Origin of the sequence: Stappia albiluteola, assembly GCF_014050225.1 — a bacterium.
GTDB classification, from domain to species: Bacteria; Pseudomonadota; Alphaproteobacteria; order Rhizobiales; family Stappiaceae; genus Hongsoonwoonella; species Hongsoonwoonella albiluteola.
Genome location: NZ_JACFXV010000069.1, coordinates 1 through 14,733, shown reverse-complemented (window position 1 = coordinate 14,733; position 14,733 = coordinate 1). Strand labels below are relative to the sequence as shown.

At 64.0% G+C, this 14,733-nt stretch carries 17 protein-coding genes; all 17 read right to left on the bottom strand.

Annotation, left to right across the window (positions count from 1 at the left end; translation table 11 throughout):
* Window positions 1–25: 25 nt before the first annotated feature.
* Entirely contained in the window at window positions 26–1,057 is a 1,032-nt protein-coding gene (locus H2509_RS20545; protein WP_182168348.1) for a major capsid protein, read from the bottom strand.
* Between the two features lie 59 nt (window positions 1,058–1,116).
* Window positions 1,117–1,473 carry a head decoration protein gene (locus H2509_RS20540; RefSeq protein WP_182168347.1) on the bottom strand — a complete coding sequence of 119 codons (357 nt, stop codon included), beginning with the start codon at window positions 1,471–1,473 and terminating at the stop codon, window positions 1,117–1,119.
* Between the two features lie 63 nt (window positions 1,474–1,536).
* Window positions 1,537–2,034, bottom strand: a complete 498-nt coding sequence (locus H2509_RS20535) for a hypothetical protein (protein ID WP_182168346.1) — start codon at window positions 2,032–2,034, stop codon at window positions 1,537–1,539.
* Between the two features lie 27 nt (window positions 2,035–2,061).
* Window positions 2,062–2,895, bottom strand: a complete 834-nt coding sequence (locus H2509_RS20530; RefSeq protein WP_182168345.1) for a S49 family peptidase — start codon at window positions 2,893–2,895, stop codon at window positions 2,062–2,064.
* On the bottom strand, window positions 2,892–4,529 hold the full coding sequence (locus H2509_RS20525; RefSeq protein ID WP_182168344.1) for a phage portal protein: 1,638 nt from the start codon (window positions 4,527–4,529) through the stop codon (window positions 2,892–2,894). Before H2509_RS20525 ends, H2509_RS20530 begins: the two co-directional genes overlap by 4 nt.
* Window positions 4,529–4,765, bottom strand: coding sequence for a hypothetical protein (locus tag H2509_RS20520; protein ID WP_182168343.1), 237 nt, complete (start codon window positions 4,763–4,765; stop codon window positions 4,529–4,531). The genes H2509_RS20525 and H2509_RS20520 overlap by 1 nt, the downstream gene beginning before the upstream one ends.
* A gap of 10 nt (window positions 4,766–4,775) precedes the next feature.
* On the bottom strand, window positions 4,776–6,908 hold the full coding sequence (locus tag H2509_RS20515; protein ID WP_182168342.1) for a phage terminase large subunit family protein: 2,133 nt from the start codon (window positions 6,906–6,908) through the stop codon (window positions 4,776–4,778).
* Window positions 6,898–7,476, bottom strand: a complete 579-nt coding sequence (locus H2509_RS20510) for a winged helix-turn-helix domain-containing protein (protein ID WP_182168341.1) — start codon at window positions 7,474–7,476, stop codon at window positions 6,898–6,900. Before H2509_RS20510 ends, H2509_RS20515 begins: the two co-directional genes overlap by 11 nt.
* Before the next feature lie 197 nt (window positions 7,477–7,673).
* On the bottom strand, window positions 7,674–8,501 hold the full coding sequence (locus H2509_RS20505; protein WP_182168340.1) for a hypothetical protein: 828 nt from the start codon (window positions 8,499–8,501) through the stop codon (window positions 7,674–7,676).
* Window positions 8,502–8,538: 37 nt separating this feature from the next.
* Window positions 8,539–8,934: a hypothetical protein gene (locus tag H2509_RS20500; RefSeq protein ID WP_182168339.1), complete on the bottom strand. Its 396-nt coding sequence runs from the start codon at window positions 8,932–8,934 to the stop codon at window positions 8,539–8,541.
* A 291-nt stretch (window positions 8,935–9,225) separates the two neighbouring features.
* Window positions 9,226–10,989, bottom strand: a complete 1,764-nt coding sequence (locus tag H2509_RS20495; RefSeq protein ID WP_182168338.1) for a DNA primase family protein — start codon at window positions 10,987–10,989, stop codon at window positions 9,226–9,228.
* Window positions 10,986–12,173 (bottom strand): CHC2 zinc finger domain-containing protein, encoded by a 1,188-nt coding sequence (locus tag H2509_RS20490; RefSeq protein ID WP_182168337.1) that lies wholly within the window; start codon window positions 12,171–12,173, stop codon window positions 10,986–10,988. Before H2509_RS20490 ends, H2509_RS20495 begins: the two co-directional genes overlap by 4 nt.
* A complete protein-coding gene (locus H2509_RS20485; protein WP_182168336.1) occupies window positions 12,170–12,853 on the bottom strand; it encodes a hypothetical protein in 684 nt (227 codons plus the stop codon). The genes H2509_RS20490 and H2509_RS20485 overlap by 4 nt, the downstream gene beginning before the upstream one ends.
* Window positions 12,853–13,347, bottom strand: coding sequence for a hypothetical protein (locus tag H2509_RS20480; protein ID WP_182168335.1), 495 nt, complete (start codon window positions 13,345–13,347; stop codon window positions 12,853–12,855). The genes H2509_RS20485 and H2509_RS20480 overlap by 1 nt, the downstream gene beginning before the upstream one ends.
* On the bottom strand, window positions 13,344–14,129 hold the full coding sequence (locus tag H2509_RS20475; RefSeq protein ID WP_182168334.1) for a DNA-methyltransferase: 786 nt from the start codon (window positions 14,127–14,129) through the stop codon (window positions 13,344–13,346). Before H2509_RS20475 ends, H2509_RS20480 begins: the two co-directional genes overlap by 4 nt.
* Window positions 14,129–14,401, bottom strand: a complete 273-nt coding sequence (locus tag H2509_RS20470) for a hypothetical protein (RefSeq protein WP_182166288.1) — start codon at window positions 14,399–14,401, stop codon at window positions 14,129–14,131. The genes H2509_RS20475 and H2509_RS20470 overlap by 1 nt, the downstream gene beginning before the upstream one ends.
* Window positions 14,398–14,733, bottom strand: a 336-nt coding sequence (locus H2509_RS20465; RefSeq protein WP_182166286.1) for a hypothetical protein, incomplete at its 5' end; no start/stop codon positions are given. The genes H2509_RS20465 and H2509_RS20470, both read right to left, overlap by 4 nt.

Below are 14,733 nucleotides of genomic sequence, written 5' to 3'. Positions count from 1 at the left end.
GGGATCGCGCGGCTATGATTCGGCCTCAGCGCACCTGGACGAAGAGCGAGCCGTTGGCGTCGGCCGGCACGTTCAGCGGTGCCGCCTGCGTCATCAGGAAATCGACGCTCGGGTCTTCCTGCGACCACATCTTCGGGAAGCGCGACATGGCCCGCAGCGCCTTGTTGTCCTTGATCGCGCCATAGGCCATCATGCCGTCATGCGCCTGCGGAGCGATCAGGCTGCAGCCGAACGACGGGAAGAAGTCCTGGCTGTTGCCCTGCTCGTCCTCGTAGATCTGGGTGTACTGGTAGAAGTCGAACTGCCCGATCGAGCCGAGATAGGCCGCGACGATGTCCTGCGATCCGGTGGCGACAGGACCCAGTTCGAGCGTGCCGCTTCGCTGGCGGCGATTGTCGAGAATCTCGCGAACGTTCGCGTCTTCCTGGAAAAGCTCCGCCGCTTCCGCCCCGAGAACCACGTCGGTGACGTTCGATCCGGAAAGCAAAGCCACTTCCGTCGCCCAGGCCCGGATATTCTTGAGCACGCTGACGCCCGGCTCGCCCCAGCGGCTCGTCGTCAGGAGCTGCTTGGTCAGAGACGGGTCGCGGCCGAAATCAACTTCCTGCGCAGGATAGTCCTCGCCCTCGACGATCACCTTGCCGGTCACCAGCATCTGGGCACACATCCATTCCTCGCGCCGGGTGATTTCGTTGTCCTGATCGGCAAGCTTCTGGTTGACGTTGATCTCGTAACGCTGTTCCGGCGACAGATTTCCGCCGAACTGCTCGCCTTCCAGCCGCACGAAATTCTCGTCCGGGTCGATCTCGTGCTTCGGTTTGACATAGGCAGGCTCGAAGGTGGTGAGCGACCGGCCTCGATCCCTGCGCACCTTGCCGGCTACATGCGGACTGACGAAGGGCGCCAGCTTGCGCCGCTTCTGCAGCTTCTCGAAGGCGATTTCCCTGGTTTCAAACTGAATCGTCCGACTGAAATAGCGGTCACGCAGCCACGCGGTCGGACGATCGAGCGTTTCGAGCACCCCGATCAGCGCGGTCGTCGAATAAAGAGGATCCATGTCCGGGTATCCTTGTTTCGGAAAGTTGAGGTGAGACCGCGCCGGGCGCGGAGTTGGCGTCAGACGCGCTTGCGCACGAAGATCGGCAGACCGGTGACGCGACAAGCTGCCTCGACGGTGTCGGCGTCGTGGCCTGTGCCGTAGACAAGCTTGTCGGCGGCAAACTCGCCGCTGAAGAAGGCCTGCACGGTCACATCGCCGCCGGTCGCGTCCACCGCGTCGGGCAACACCGCCACCGGGTCGGCCGATCCGTCGACCGCGGCCGTGGCCGAGAGAACGTATTTGTCGTCCGCCGTTACGCGGCCGAGCACGGCGCCGCGCTCGAGCTCCTGGCCGCTGGCGATTGTCACGGTGCGATGCGCAAGCGGGTACGGCCCGGCGACAAGGCCGCCAGGCTGATAGCTATAGGTAGGCATTGGCTTCTCCTAGGAGATCGGGGTCTGATTAGGGAGGCGGGCGGCTTGGCCCCGCCAGACGCGTCAGCGGGCGCGCCGCGCGGCGCGCTGTTCCTGCATGCGTTTCGACGTCGCCAACAGGCTTTGTTCGGACTTCGTCAGTTCGGAGCTTGCCGAAACCGTGTCACGGCCGGGGTTCCTGTCCCTGCCTTCCATTGCATCGGCAAGGGTGCCCTTCTTCGGCGCCGCCGCCAGAAGCCTCTTTGCGCGCTCCGCGCTCATCCTGCCCTTGGCGACGTCTTCGGCCAGTTCGGCAGCCAGCTTGTCGCGCCCCTTGGCTTCCGGGGAACGCAGCAGGCCGAACGCGGCGTCGATCGTGGAATTGCCGGCGCGGGCGGAAGTATTTTCTTCCTCGTCGTCGCCTTCGTCCGTATTCGCCTCGTCGTCCTGCTCTTCCTCATCCTCGCCTTCTGCGACAGGCTGGTCTTCTTCCTCTTCGTCCTCGCCTTCTGCGGCCGTTTCGGAAGCACGTGCGGGGTTGCCGCCCTTGAAGAGATGGGCGAGCCGTCCAGTCTTGCTCATTGGGTTTCCTTTCGCATTTGGAAATGATCAGGCCGTCGCCGCGATCTCTTCGAGGATCCGGGCAAAGGCTTCGTCCGGCGCCATGACAGCGTCGATCAGGCCGAGATCGGCGGCCGCTTTCGTTCCAATCGGTCCTTCGAAGAGACGCGCTTCCGTTCCAAGGACCTCATCCTTGCCAATCCCGCGCCCTTCGGCGACGTGGTCGGCAAAAACAGAGCGGAATGCATCGACGGTCGCCTGCCAGTCCTCGGCCGCTTCCGGGTCGAGCGGCCGATAGGGAGAGCCGTCCGTCTTGCGCGCTCCCGACTGGATGACAGTGATTTTCCATCCGCCCTTTTCGAGCAGCCCGGAGATGTCGACATGCATCCGGACGACGCCGATGGAGCCGACCGACCCGGTCATGGGCACGGTGATCGCCTCTGCTGCGCTGGCAATGGCATAGGCGGCACTCGCGGCCATGTCCTTGACGATCGCCATCAACGGCTTTTTCCTGCCAGCGTCCCGCAACCACCCGACGAGCTCGAAACACCCCGCCACCATCCCGCCCGGGCTGTCGATATCGAGCACGATCGCCTTGATATCCGGGTCGCCAAGGGCTGCCGAGACAGCCATGCGGATGCCGTTGTAGCCGGTAATCCAGTCGGAGCCATGGAACGGAAGCGTATCGACCAGGTAGCCGCGCACGCCGACGACGGCCACGCCGCCGACCGACGCGTAAAGGTCACGCGAGACCACCTCGTCCAGCCAGACGACGCCCCGGACCTTGCTATCCGGCTCCGCCGCCCGCGTGAGCGTTTGCACGAAGCCGTTTTCGCTGCCCTGGGCGATCGCCACATAGGCTTGCCTGCCTAGCGGGATCATACCTGACGCTCCCTTTCCTCGACCGGGCGCCGTTCGTCGTCAGACGGGCCTTGCACGGTCATGTCCGTACCTGGACCGCCCAGGCCGAGACGCTCGCGATCTGCGTTTTCCCGGGCGATCTGGGCAAGGATCGTCTCGTAGTCGCTGCCCTGCTCCGCCGCCTCTCGCTCCAGCGTCGATATCTGCCCCTGCATCCGCAGGACCGCCGCTTGTGCTTCCTTGACGGGGTCGATGTAACCGCGCGCAGGACCGATCCAGTCCGCCCGCAGATACCCTGCCGGCTGATCGTAGAAATCCGCTGCACCGGCCGGCACTTCCACTTCCCCGCTGTCGAGCGCTTCCTCCAGCCATGCGGCATAGATCAGGTTTGCCGCGCCCCAGGTCAGGATCCCGCGCAACCGCCAGACCCCGCGCCACACTTCGTTGAGGGCCGCACGAGCCGACGAGTAGTTCGTGCGCGACCAGTCCATCGAAAGTTGCTCGTAGGTAACGCCGAGAGATGCAGCAAACGCTTGCAGGAACGCGGTCTGGAAGGCCGGATAACCCGCCGTCTGGCGAGGCTGGGTATTCAGGTCCAGACGATCGGTTGGAAACAGCGTGACGAAACGATTGTCGTCCATCACCCGGCGCGATTCTTCGTAGAACTGCGCTCTCTGCTTGTTGAACTGCCCCCAGTCCGTCGTACCGCCGCCAATATCGTTGCCGATCGCCTCGGCCGCGTATTCCGATCCAAGCTGTGTGTAGATCGCGCCGACTATCGTGGCGTTGATCGCAGCCGTCTTGACCTCCGCTTCGGAATACCGGGACAGCATCCTCAGCTTGGCCAGAGCCGTCACCAGCTTGGAGATCCCGCGCGTCTGCCCGGGCCGCCGCTTGTCATAGACGTGGAACACCTTCGGCCGCTGCCACGTGCCGACCTGGTCCCACCTCTCGATACGGTCCCATGTCCAGGACTTTGCGCCGCGAAGGAAGACGTCGCCGGGATGTGAACGGCGAATGTGATAGGCGATCGGCGCGCCGTCCGCGTCCCGCTCGACGCCACCGGTGATCGTCTCGTCGTCCATCCGGCCATTCGGGTTCGAAAGTCGGTCCGGGTCGATCACATGCACGGCGGTCGCGTATTTCCAGCCTGTTTGCGGCTTCCATCGGATGACGCCGAGCGCTTCGCCGCCGGCAACGAACTCGCGGGCAATCAGGCCCATCAGGCCGACAAACGGCAGTTGCCGCTCGGCATCGCACCGGAACGTTGGATCCTCGGCAAATCCGCGCCAGGCCGACTGGATACGCCGGCCAAGATCGGTTGCCGCCTCTTCCGAAATCCCCAGCGCCATCGCGTCCGGCTTGGCATTCGGACGAAATGTCCCGCCGACGAGCATGTCGACTTGCCGGTCTATGCCGGCAGAGGCCCAGCCTTCGTTGCGCTCCAGATCACGGATCCGGGCAACCGCGGTATCCCGGTCATGTAGCCACGCCGCATCAGCCGACAGGAGCGACGGAGACCAGCCCGAAAGTGCCTGCGACCGTCTGTCAGCTGCCGAATAGGCCGCATCTCCGCTCGTCGAGGCCATCGCGGGTCGCGCGCTCGCACCGGTCGCGTCGCCGGCCGATACCCTCACGCGAGGCTTTACCGTCATCACATCCTGCCTCCAAAGCCGATGCGGATTGGTCCGAGTCCGGATGGCGCCCCGGTCAGCTTCGCGAGCTGCAGCCGAAGCTTGACAATCTCCTGCTCGATTTCGGCAATTGTCGCGGGCACGAAGGTCACGCCGCCGCCGTCATAGGACACCTGCTGTCGCGCCTTGCCCGTCAAGCGGGCACGCTTCGCCGTTTCGAGATCGGCAATTGCCGTCTCGATTTCCTGCCGTGTCATGGCCATCGGGTCACCTGTTCAGATTGGCAAGGGCGCTCAGGCCATTGTCGCGCGGCGGGCGCTTTGCCCCGCCCGTCTTCACCTTCACGCCGGAAGTCTCGTCGCCTGCGGGCAATTCGTCTTCCGCGTCACTGATTGGCGGAGCGGCAATGACTGCCGAAGGCATCGCCCCGAACATGTCGCCCGGTTCTTTTGCAAGGTCGTTATAATAGGCGGCCCGCTCCTGCCACTTGGCCTCGGACCAGCCCCACAGATTGGCGAAATGCGTCAATGCCCAGTTGTAGACGCGACAGTCAAACCAGTGGTTCGGCCCGCGCTTGTCCCAGACCCGCGATACTTCGCCGTTGCGGTCCTTTTTCGTCGTCACGTATTCCGAGACGAGTTGCCGGAAATATTCCTCTTCGGCGTCCGCCGGGAAATGGCAGTACCCCACCGGGAAGCCGGAGCGATCCTCGCGGGGCGTCCGGCTCAGATAGACCATCAGGGTCGATTTGATTCCCCACGTGCCCACCTGCCAGACGCGAATACCGAACTTGCGGGCTTTGCCCGCCGACAAGCCGGTCTTCTGGACCTCCGGCGACTCCGAGCGATAGATCGGCAGTTTCGACCAGCCATCCTGTCCCTTGAGCGCCAGTGCGTTGTGCCGGCGCCGTGTCCAGGCATAGGCCGCCTCGGCGTGATAGCCGCTGTCCACCCCGATCAGGTCGTCGCTGCACCGCGCACCGCAAGCATGCCGGAAGCCCTGGTCGACGATCTGGTCAAGTTTCGGCCACGCCCCCTCGAGCGGCGCGTCGGTATAGCCGGCCAGGAAGCCGTGATCGATCAGCCAGCTTTCCTTGTTCGGCCCCCATCCGACGCGCTCCCAGTAAAGGCCATCGCCCTGAACGTCGACGGAAAGCGTGGCGAACAGGACGCCAGCCGGCGCTACTCCGCGATGCCAGTCACCTTCGCGACGGGCGGACAGACTTTCCCATGCCGGGCCTTCGCCCTTCGGCTCATAAGCATGGCCGAGCGAGGTATTCTGGAACGGCTTCAGCATCTCAGGGTCGTCCCCCGCCTCGTCTTCCAGTTTCGCCAGTTCGTCCCAAAGTTCGAACACGCTCATGAACCCGGTAATGTGAAATCCAGCCCGGTAGCGTCCGGTGTACCGCGTCCGCCACCGCTCGGCTTCCTCGCGCGGGATCGTTTTAGGCGGCACCTCTCCATTCTCGTCCGGTGCGGTCGGAATCCAGCAAGCCCCGCTTTCAGGGGCAAGCATCGTCCGCTTGTCGGCCTCGAAATGCGCGGTCTCGCAGACCTCGCAGATCACATGGCAACGATAGGGTGGTGCATCGTTTCGCTTCACATCGCCCCAGTCCCAATCGTTCAGCGCCCCGCAGCCCTTGCAGGCCATGTAGTAGCGTCGCTTGTCGCTCGCCTCGTATTTGCGGTCGATGTTCTTGCCCTTCAGTCCCGGCGTCGAAATATCGAGCGACTTCGACAGGCCGAAAGCCTTGTAGGTTTTCAACCGCTGTTCCGACAGCTTCTCTGGATCGCCTTCGCCGTCCGCATCCTCGGCCCAACCCGAGGTATCGTCGCGGACCATGAAGCGGATCGAGTGCTGTCGCAGAGATGCCGCCGAGTTCGACCCCGCGAGCAGCAGGAAACCGCCCTGGAAACGTATGCGTTCGGAGGTTGAACCCTCGCCGGAGCGGGATTTCATCGGCCTGACGACACCGCCCTTTTCCGGGTTCAGCACGTCGGTCGCGCGGATCGTCTCGTCGAGTTTCTCGACTTTCCAGTCCTTGGCAGCCTTGACCGTGGTCTGGATATACATGATCGGCGCGGGCGTCTTGTGCATGATCGCGCCGATCCAGCTCTCGGCAATCGCCGATCCGCCCGATTGCGCCGCCTTGATGATCGCAACCTCCGAGACCGGATCGTCCGGCGAAAGCACGTCCATCGGCTCGACCAGGTAAGGCGCGGTTGCGTTGCGCCACGGACCCGGTAGCGCCGACCCCTCAGGCAATACACGGTGTTTTTCTGCCCACTCGGAAATCAGCATCCGAGGATCCGGCCTTAAGCCGGACGCCGCCGCGAGCGCGATGCAGGATAGATTGCCCTTCAGTCGCGCCTCGATTTCGCGCTGAAGGTCAGTCTTCATCGCCTTGCTCGCCCTCTGCTTGCGATGCAACCAGTTCCGAGGCTTGCTGCAGGATACTGCGCATTTCCTCGTCCAGAATGTTGCGCACCGACCGCGCATCCGGCGCCGCCGCCACGCGCGGCGCCACGATTGCCGGGAACCCGATTAACCGGTCGCGCACCCGGCGAAACAGCAGGAAGATACGGTCCTCGACCTCATCGCGCTTCACCAGGTTCCCGATGCGCTCTTCGAGATCCAGGCGTTCACTTTCAGCGCGGTAGTTTTCCCGCCGGGCTTTCGCCTTGTTGTAGGAGCCTTCGTCTCCAGCCGGCAGTGTTTCGCCGCCGCCGCCGTTGCGCAACTCTTGCGCCGGGTCGGTCATCTCCCCGACGAGCCGGTCATAGACGACGAGATTCACATGGGTTTCGCGTCCGGCCCTGCGGGTTTCCAGCAAACCATCCTCGACATAGCGGGCAACGCGCTTCGAGACGGCCTGCTTGCTGACGCCCTTCTGGCGCGCAATGGCAGCGATAGACAGCCAGACGCCATCGGCATCCGGACCGTCAACCGTCAACGGTTCCGTCGTCAACTTGGTCAACCCTGTTTGAAAATACCGAGACTGGAAAACACCCGGGCTGAGTTTTCCCGTATTGCTCTAATAGCCGAGGAAGGACCCGCCGCGACGACGGGGAACGGAGCGCCCACGAAAAAGCCCGGCAGCGGTTTCCCGCTCCGGGCTGTGATCTTTTCATCTGTGACAAGAGCTATGTCAAATTTCAGGTTGCGTCAACGGGAAAACGCAGCATTTGCAACGAGTACGCGCGGCGCGGCTTTGTCGGGCGTTTGCCAGGGTCGCGGCGAGCGGCGGAATTCCGCCAGTTCGAACCGCTCCAGCACGGGCCGCAAATCTTCCACAAGGCACTCCAGCGAGGCGTGCCAAAGCTCATATTCGGCCCGCGCGAGGATCAGCGGCAGCGGGTCAGGATGCAATTCCGCCTTCTGGTAGGCGCCGCGCTTCGGCCTGTTGCGGTACTTGTCCCAGCCGTCCGCCGTCTCATAGCGATATTCCATCACCTTGCCGAAAGCGTCCCGCGTCCGGCTCACCCGCTCGCGAAACCATAACGGCCCACCTTCCGGCCCGGTGACAATCCGCGCGGCCGGCTCTTCGCCATCCCACTGCCATTCGGGCACGCCGCCAAGGATTGCGTGCTTGCGCACCAGCCTAGCCGGTCCATTGCGCAACCGGCGAACCCCTGCCCCGTCGACCACTGTCAGCGTATCCAGCGCGACCGCCACCGCCATTTCGCCAAGCTCGCCATGCTGGCCAAGCTCTTCCATCGGCGACCACCCGTCCGGCAGGTCAAGCGCCACACTGTCGAGCGCAACCACCGCCTCATGCACGCGCACCGCGTCCGGGTGCGGCTCACCGCCATCGGCAAGGTTCGGCACGCAGCCGTATTCGTTGTGATCGATCACGGTCAGCAACTCGGCATAGCTGGAAACGCCCGCCCAACCGTTGACGATACCAGCGCCTGCGCCATTCCCCGCCGCCTTGGGCAGTTCCTCACGATAGGCCCAGGCAAGCAACCCTTCAATGTCGATCCGCTTTTTCATGTCGCCAGCCCTCATTGCGCCAATTGACCCGAACCGCTCATCCGATCGAAGCGGGCTCCACGATCTTGCTGGAGATGTTGAACTGGGCGTTGCGGCTGCCGTCCCTCAAGCGGGCCAGATTGAAACCACAATGCACGGCCGCCGCGATCATCGCCGAGTTGCTGATGTAGCCGCCCATGACCCTCTCTGCCTGATGCTTGAGCCCATAGGAGCTGCGACGCTGGTTGATCTTCTTCGTCTTGCCTTGGACGGAAATCCAGCGGCACGCGGCGTCGAACTGTTCCAGCCACCTTACCTTGGAAAGAAACGCCTGATCGCCATTCTGCGGCCCGCCGATCCGCAGCCCTTCCTCGTCAAGCTGCACGGCCTTCGCAACGGCGTGAGCAGACTTCTCGGCGGCATCCTTCGAGGTGAAAAAATGAAATCCGGACATATCGGAACCTTTTCTTGAGGTCTTCAAATGCATGAAGAGAGTTTTCGATGGTCAGGCGATAGTTTGGTGGCAGTTTGATTTTATTTTTATTGTTATATTTCAATAAGATAACTATCTTTGTGATAGTTGGTGATAGTTTTACGTATCTATACGTGTAATTTCATTTCCCCTCACCCCATTATATATACGCACGCGGCCAAAACTATCACCAACCATCGTAAGCCGTTGATTTTACGCACGAACCCCACACCCCTAACTGTCGCCAAACCCCCGCGTAACCCTCACCTACTATCACCAACCTTGAGGGTTTGCGCCTGCAAATCCGCCTTGATCGTAGGGGTTCGGGGTCGGCCGTTCGGGCACGTCGCGCAAGGTAACGTTCTCGTAGAAGATGCGGCCGCTGACGGTTTCCTTGGCCAGCCGCTGTCCCAGCACGCGGCCGAACTTGGTGTTCGACCGCACCCGTTTGGCATTGGCATCGCTCCAGGACTTGTAGGCCTCGTACATGGTGCTGGCCTGCACCCGTGCGCCCGAAAGCGGGGCAACGCATGCCGACAGGAACTCGCCTATCGGGTCCATCTCGCCGTGATACTTGTCGGTCGCCGCCTTGATCGCGTCTGCGACGAACAATCCGTGCCGCAGATAGTCTAGCGCCCCGCGCGCCAGCCAGGCCAGAATGCCCGGCCCGTCCTCCCGCACCAGCTCGCCCACCATTTCCTCGAAATCGCGCTGCTCTTCCTCCGGCAAGGTCTGGTCCCAGTGCACCACCAGCATGCGGCGCCAGATGCCGTTATCCGTGCCGTCGATGGTCGGGAAGCCGTTGCCGGACATGTGCGGCGTGGCGACCGACTGGAACTCGAAAAACCCCTTGAACAGAGTTCGAACGGGAAAGGCTTCGCCGCCCGTCAGCCGCTTGATCAGGTCTTCCTGCAGCGGCACGTCGGCGGGCACTTCCAGCACGCGGACCATGCGCTTGCCATAAAGGCGCACCAGGTCGGGCGAGGCCGCGCCTGCCCCGCGCTCGCCGCTGCCGACGATGGATTCCCGTGGCAGGCCCACCATGAGGCCCGGCCCGATTACTCGCGCCACCGTCTCCAGGAAGACGGACTTGCCGTTGGCGCCCATGCCATAGTGGAACATCACTTTCTGGATCGGCACGCCAAGCAGGCCAAGCCCGGCCATCTGCTGCACCGTGCGCAGCTTGTCCTTGTCGGGCATCATCCGGTCGAGGAACGCCTGCCACTTTGGGGCGGGATAATCTTCGCCGCGCCACTCCACAGGCACGACGGCAGTCAGCCAGTCCTCGCGCCGATGCCCGCGCGTTGCTTCCATCTCGTAGGTGTAGCGATCGACATCCGGGTCCGGGCATTCCGGGTCCAGCACCTTGCGAAACTTCAGCGTGTGCGTCTTCGTCCCCACAAGATGCGGGTCGAGGTTGAAATCACCCACCGCGCGGCGAAGCTGGCTTGCCGCCATCTTCAGCATGTTGTCCACCCGCCCGGCGTTCTTTGAGGTCACGCCAAAACCGCGCCGCTTGGCCTTGCGGCCTTCCAGAGACTTGAAGGCCTTCGCCCCCGGCTTCCAGGGTTCCGGGAAGCTTGCCAGATCCCGATGCGGGTTCGAAATCTGGTCGATTGGCGCGCCCGCCTCCGTTGCCGCCTTCACGGCCGCCGCTTCGTCCGGGGTCATCGCCAGATAGTCGGCCTCCAGCATGATCAGGTCGCCCACCCGCTTTGCCATCTCCTGGGATCGCGCCGCCCCTTCGGCCATGTCCCAGTGCGTGCCTGTCCACGACAGCCAGTCGCCGCCGGTCGAACCGTCCATGGCCATGACGCAAAGATCGCGGCCGAAATGGGCAATCAGACGCTTGCCATTGTCGGTATCCGATGCGTCCAGGCCCGCGCACATCTCGATTGCCTTGGGGTCCGCCTCCTTGTCGTCATCGGGCCGTTGAGACGGCGGAAGATTGTTCGGGTCGGCAATGCCGGACGCCGCGTCCAGCATCCCGGCTATTTGCTCATCTGCCTCCGGCACGAATTCGCCTTCCGGGTTCATGCCCCCTCCATCGCCAAATCGTTGAAATCCTTACCTTCCGGCGCCCATGCCGCGACGATCGTGCGTCCGGGCATGGCCCATCGCGCCGCCGCGCGGGCGTGCACCTGCTCGGCCGTGAAACGGTCGCTGTCGCCGTCGCCCAGGGTGATGACCTCGCGCACGAAATCCGGCAGCGGGATCGCCGCCTCGTCGCTCATGTCCGGCACAGGCCCCGGCACGCGCGCCGGCCGCCCGGTCGCGGTTTTCAGGGTCGGATGCGCAACGGTCTCGGTCGCCTTGCCGCCCATATGCTGCAGGTCGATCGACGCCCAAAAGGCCGTGCGGACAAAGCGATCCGGCCTTTTCGCCTTTTCGGCGCGGGCGGCGGAAAGCACGGTTTCCCGCCCTTCTCCGATCACCAGCCGGTCGAACGCCGCCGGCATGATCAGCCGTTCGGCCGCCTGCCGTTTCGACCCGCGGATCTTCTTCGCCGGCAGTATCTCGCCCGTTTCCGGGTCTCCAAGGGCCAGCTTTTTCCCCGGTCGGTCAGGGTCGAACCAGGTGATATGCACGCCGGCGAATGTGCCGTCCGGCCTCGTCATGGGCGAAAGCAGCGCCGGGCCGGAATAGAGCACATAGGGTTTCGGCTTCTTCTCGCCCGGCGCCTTTTTCTGGTGCCAGTAGGGCTGGCTCGGCACATAGCGCAGCCGCAATCCGTCCAGCACGGGCGCGAGGCCCCGCGCGGCAAGATAGGCTTCCGCCTCGGTGCCCGGTAACGGCCGCCCCTCGCGCCAGATTGCATAGGCCTTGCGCCGCTCTTCCTCGCGATAGCGCTCGCTGGCCGCGTCCTGCTCGCGCCGCTTGCACTCGCGTTCGGCGGCAAGCCGGGCCTCGGTTTCCGGGTCGGGCTGCGCGTCCGGCGAGCCGCCGAGATATTCCACCGCCTCGGCAAAGCTCTTGCCCAGATACTCCTGGATGAAGCGGATATGATCGCCCGTCGCGCCGCAGCCGAAGCACTTGTAGATGCCCTTGCCGTCTTCGCAGTGGAAAGACGGCGTCTTTTCGCCGTGAAACGGGCAGCAGCCCCAAAAGTCGCCTTTCGAAGGCACGCTCTTGGCCCTGTCCCAGTCCACATGACGACCGATCACCTCGGAGATCGGCTGGTCTTTCACGCGGGCGATTTCGGAATCGGCAAACCGGGTCATGCGGCCACCTCTTGCAGCGCCCGCCCGCCCCATTGTTCGGCCATGGCATCAGCCATGCTGGGAAAGAAGCGGGCGCGTTCCTTTGCCCGGTCCTTGCCCGGTGGCATGCGCCAGACGCGGTTCCAGGCTTTCCACTCTTCGCTGCCGCGCTCCGGCTCCGGCAGGCGGCTCGTCTCCTGCAGGTCAGGCAACCCTCGCAGATACCAGCCCGTCGCCTTGTACTGCGGCTCACCAAACCAGAACGGCTGCACCATCTGCGGTCGCGGCACATCGTTCGGCATGCGCGCGCGGGCAAGGTCGTGCATTTCGGGATTTTCGATCGCTACCCGCGCAATCGGCGCGCGCCAGCAAGCGACGAAAAGGTCGAGGCCGTCCTCGAACTCGGCAATCATGCTGTCCCAGGTCCGCCCCCTCGGCAGCTTCTTCGGCGGCGTCATGTTGCCGGGGCCGGAAAGCCACCGCCGGCCGGAGCGGCAAAGCCGTGTGCATGGCGGGTGCGCCACCACAAGCAAGTCCCAGCCGTCGTCGAGGTGATCCCTCACATCGCCGACAATGTGCCGGTTAGACCGGTCCTCGGCGGGCAGCAGATCGCAGGACCATGCATCATGCCCGCGCGCGGCAAAGGCCCTACGCACGATGCCGGAATATTCGCAGCCGACCAGAACGCGCAGGCCGTCCATCACGCCGTCCCTCCAGCCATCTCAGGCAAACACTCAAGGATATGCAGCCGCTTCTTCGAAATGCCGGCGAACCGCCACCCCGCCTGATAGAAACAGTGTCCCCATGTCGGCCGGCCGGCCCGCATCGTGGGAGCGACCTCGCGAGGATCGACGAACGTGAACAGGCGGGAATTAGGCCACCGATCCCATGCCAAACGCATCGCGTCTTTCAGCAACTGGCTGGCGACGTCCCCTTGCTCTCGGCGGAAAATGCAGCATTCAACGCCCTGTTGGCCGTCGGCCCTATGCTTTTCCTTGCGCCAAGCGCAAACCGCTCCGCCATCGACAGAAATTAAAACAAGCTTGAAACCCGGCCCAATTATCAGCTTCGGCTGACGACGGCCTCGGCGGCCGTACTGATTAGAATAATGCCGCGTGAACAGGTCGCGAGCGGTCGGATTACCGTCTTTGACTTCTATCCATCCGGAACCGAAAAGAAATGGCTGCACGTTCACCCCACACCTCCCGTCGCCATCTCCACCTGCTCGCCCTCGAAGGCATCGAACATCCCGCGCGGGCGGGGCGTGGCGGCCGCCGCCTCGATCCGCCGGCAGGCGGCGTCGAACCACCGCCGCTCGATCTCCACGCCGACGAAGCGCCGCCCGGCGCGCACGGCCGCGACGCCAGTGGAGCCAGAGCCCATGAACGGGTCGAGCACCGTTTCTCCGGGCTTCGCCGAGGCGCGGATATAACGCTCCATTTCCAGCACCGGCTTTTCTGTCGGGTGGCCGGTTTCGTCGCGCTGCGGGATTTGCGAAAGCTGCTTGGCACCGGGGGTGAGGATCGTTTTCGCCCGCCCCTTGAACAGGTAGAGCGTGAACTCGCAGTCCTTCATGAACCAGCGGTTCGCCGTCGCCGTTCCCTTGCCCCAAACCAGCAGATTATGCAGGCGGAAACCCGCGCGGACCCCCGCCGCATGCGCCGGGAACACGTTCTTGTCGTTCGCCATCAGGTAGCAGTCGGCGTCGTCGACAAGCGCTTCGAAGGCCAGCGCGGCGACCTCGTCCCAATCGATATCGCAATGGACGATGGCGCCATTGTTGGAATAGTCCGCCATCCAGCCGACGGTCATCGGCTTGTGCCTGGACGAGGTCTTGGCCGCCCCGCCGGAGGTGAGCCGATACGGCGCGTCGGAGACGAACAGATGCGCCTTGGGCAGCGCCGGCACGATCTCCCGCGCATCGCCCAGGTAGAGCGTGGCCGGGCCGATCTCGCGCTTTTCGAGATAGCCCGCCATTACAGCGCAATCCCCAGGTCGCACCACAAAACCGGGTCACCCATGCGCCCCCGGCTGGCATAACGCCGCGCCCTTTGCTCGGCCGCCGCCGCGTCGTCGTCGCTCAGCGGCGCGAAAGGCATCTCGTTCGGCACGCCGTCCGGATGCGCCTTGCGGAAGCGCTTGCAGGCCGCCTCCGTCGCCAGTTCCAGCGCTTCCCGGTCATTCGTTTCGATCTCCGGCAAACCCGGATCGGACGGATCCAGCATCGGTGTTCGGACGTCGGAAATCATGCGGCCACCCCCTGCCCTACGATTTCGAACAGCACCGCCTGAGCCGGTACCGGCGCCGGGCCGCGCGAGCGTCGCTTGATCGCGCCCTTGCTTGCCGTTTCCGCCAACCGCCGATACGCCGCCACCCGCCGCCGCAATGCGCGGCCAAGCGCCATCGACCGCAGTTGCCAATGCGCCAGGTCTTTCCGGCAAAGAAAAAGCTCGGCTTCCAGATAGGCGATCCGCGCCTCGTGAAAGCGGATCTCGGCCGCCTTGTCGTCCGGCCGCCTGTCGGCAGCCGCGCGTGCCCTGGCCAGATCCCGCGCCAGATCGTTGAGGGATTTGCCGCTCAT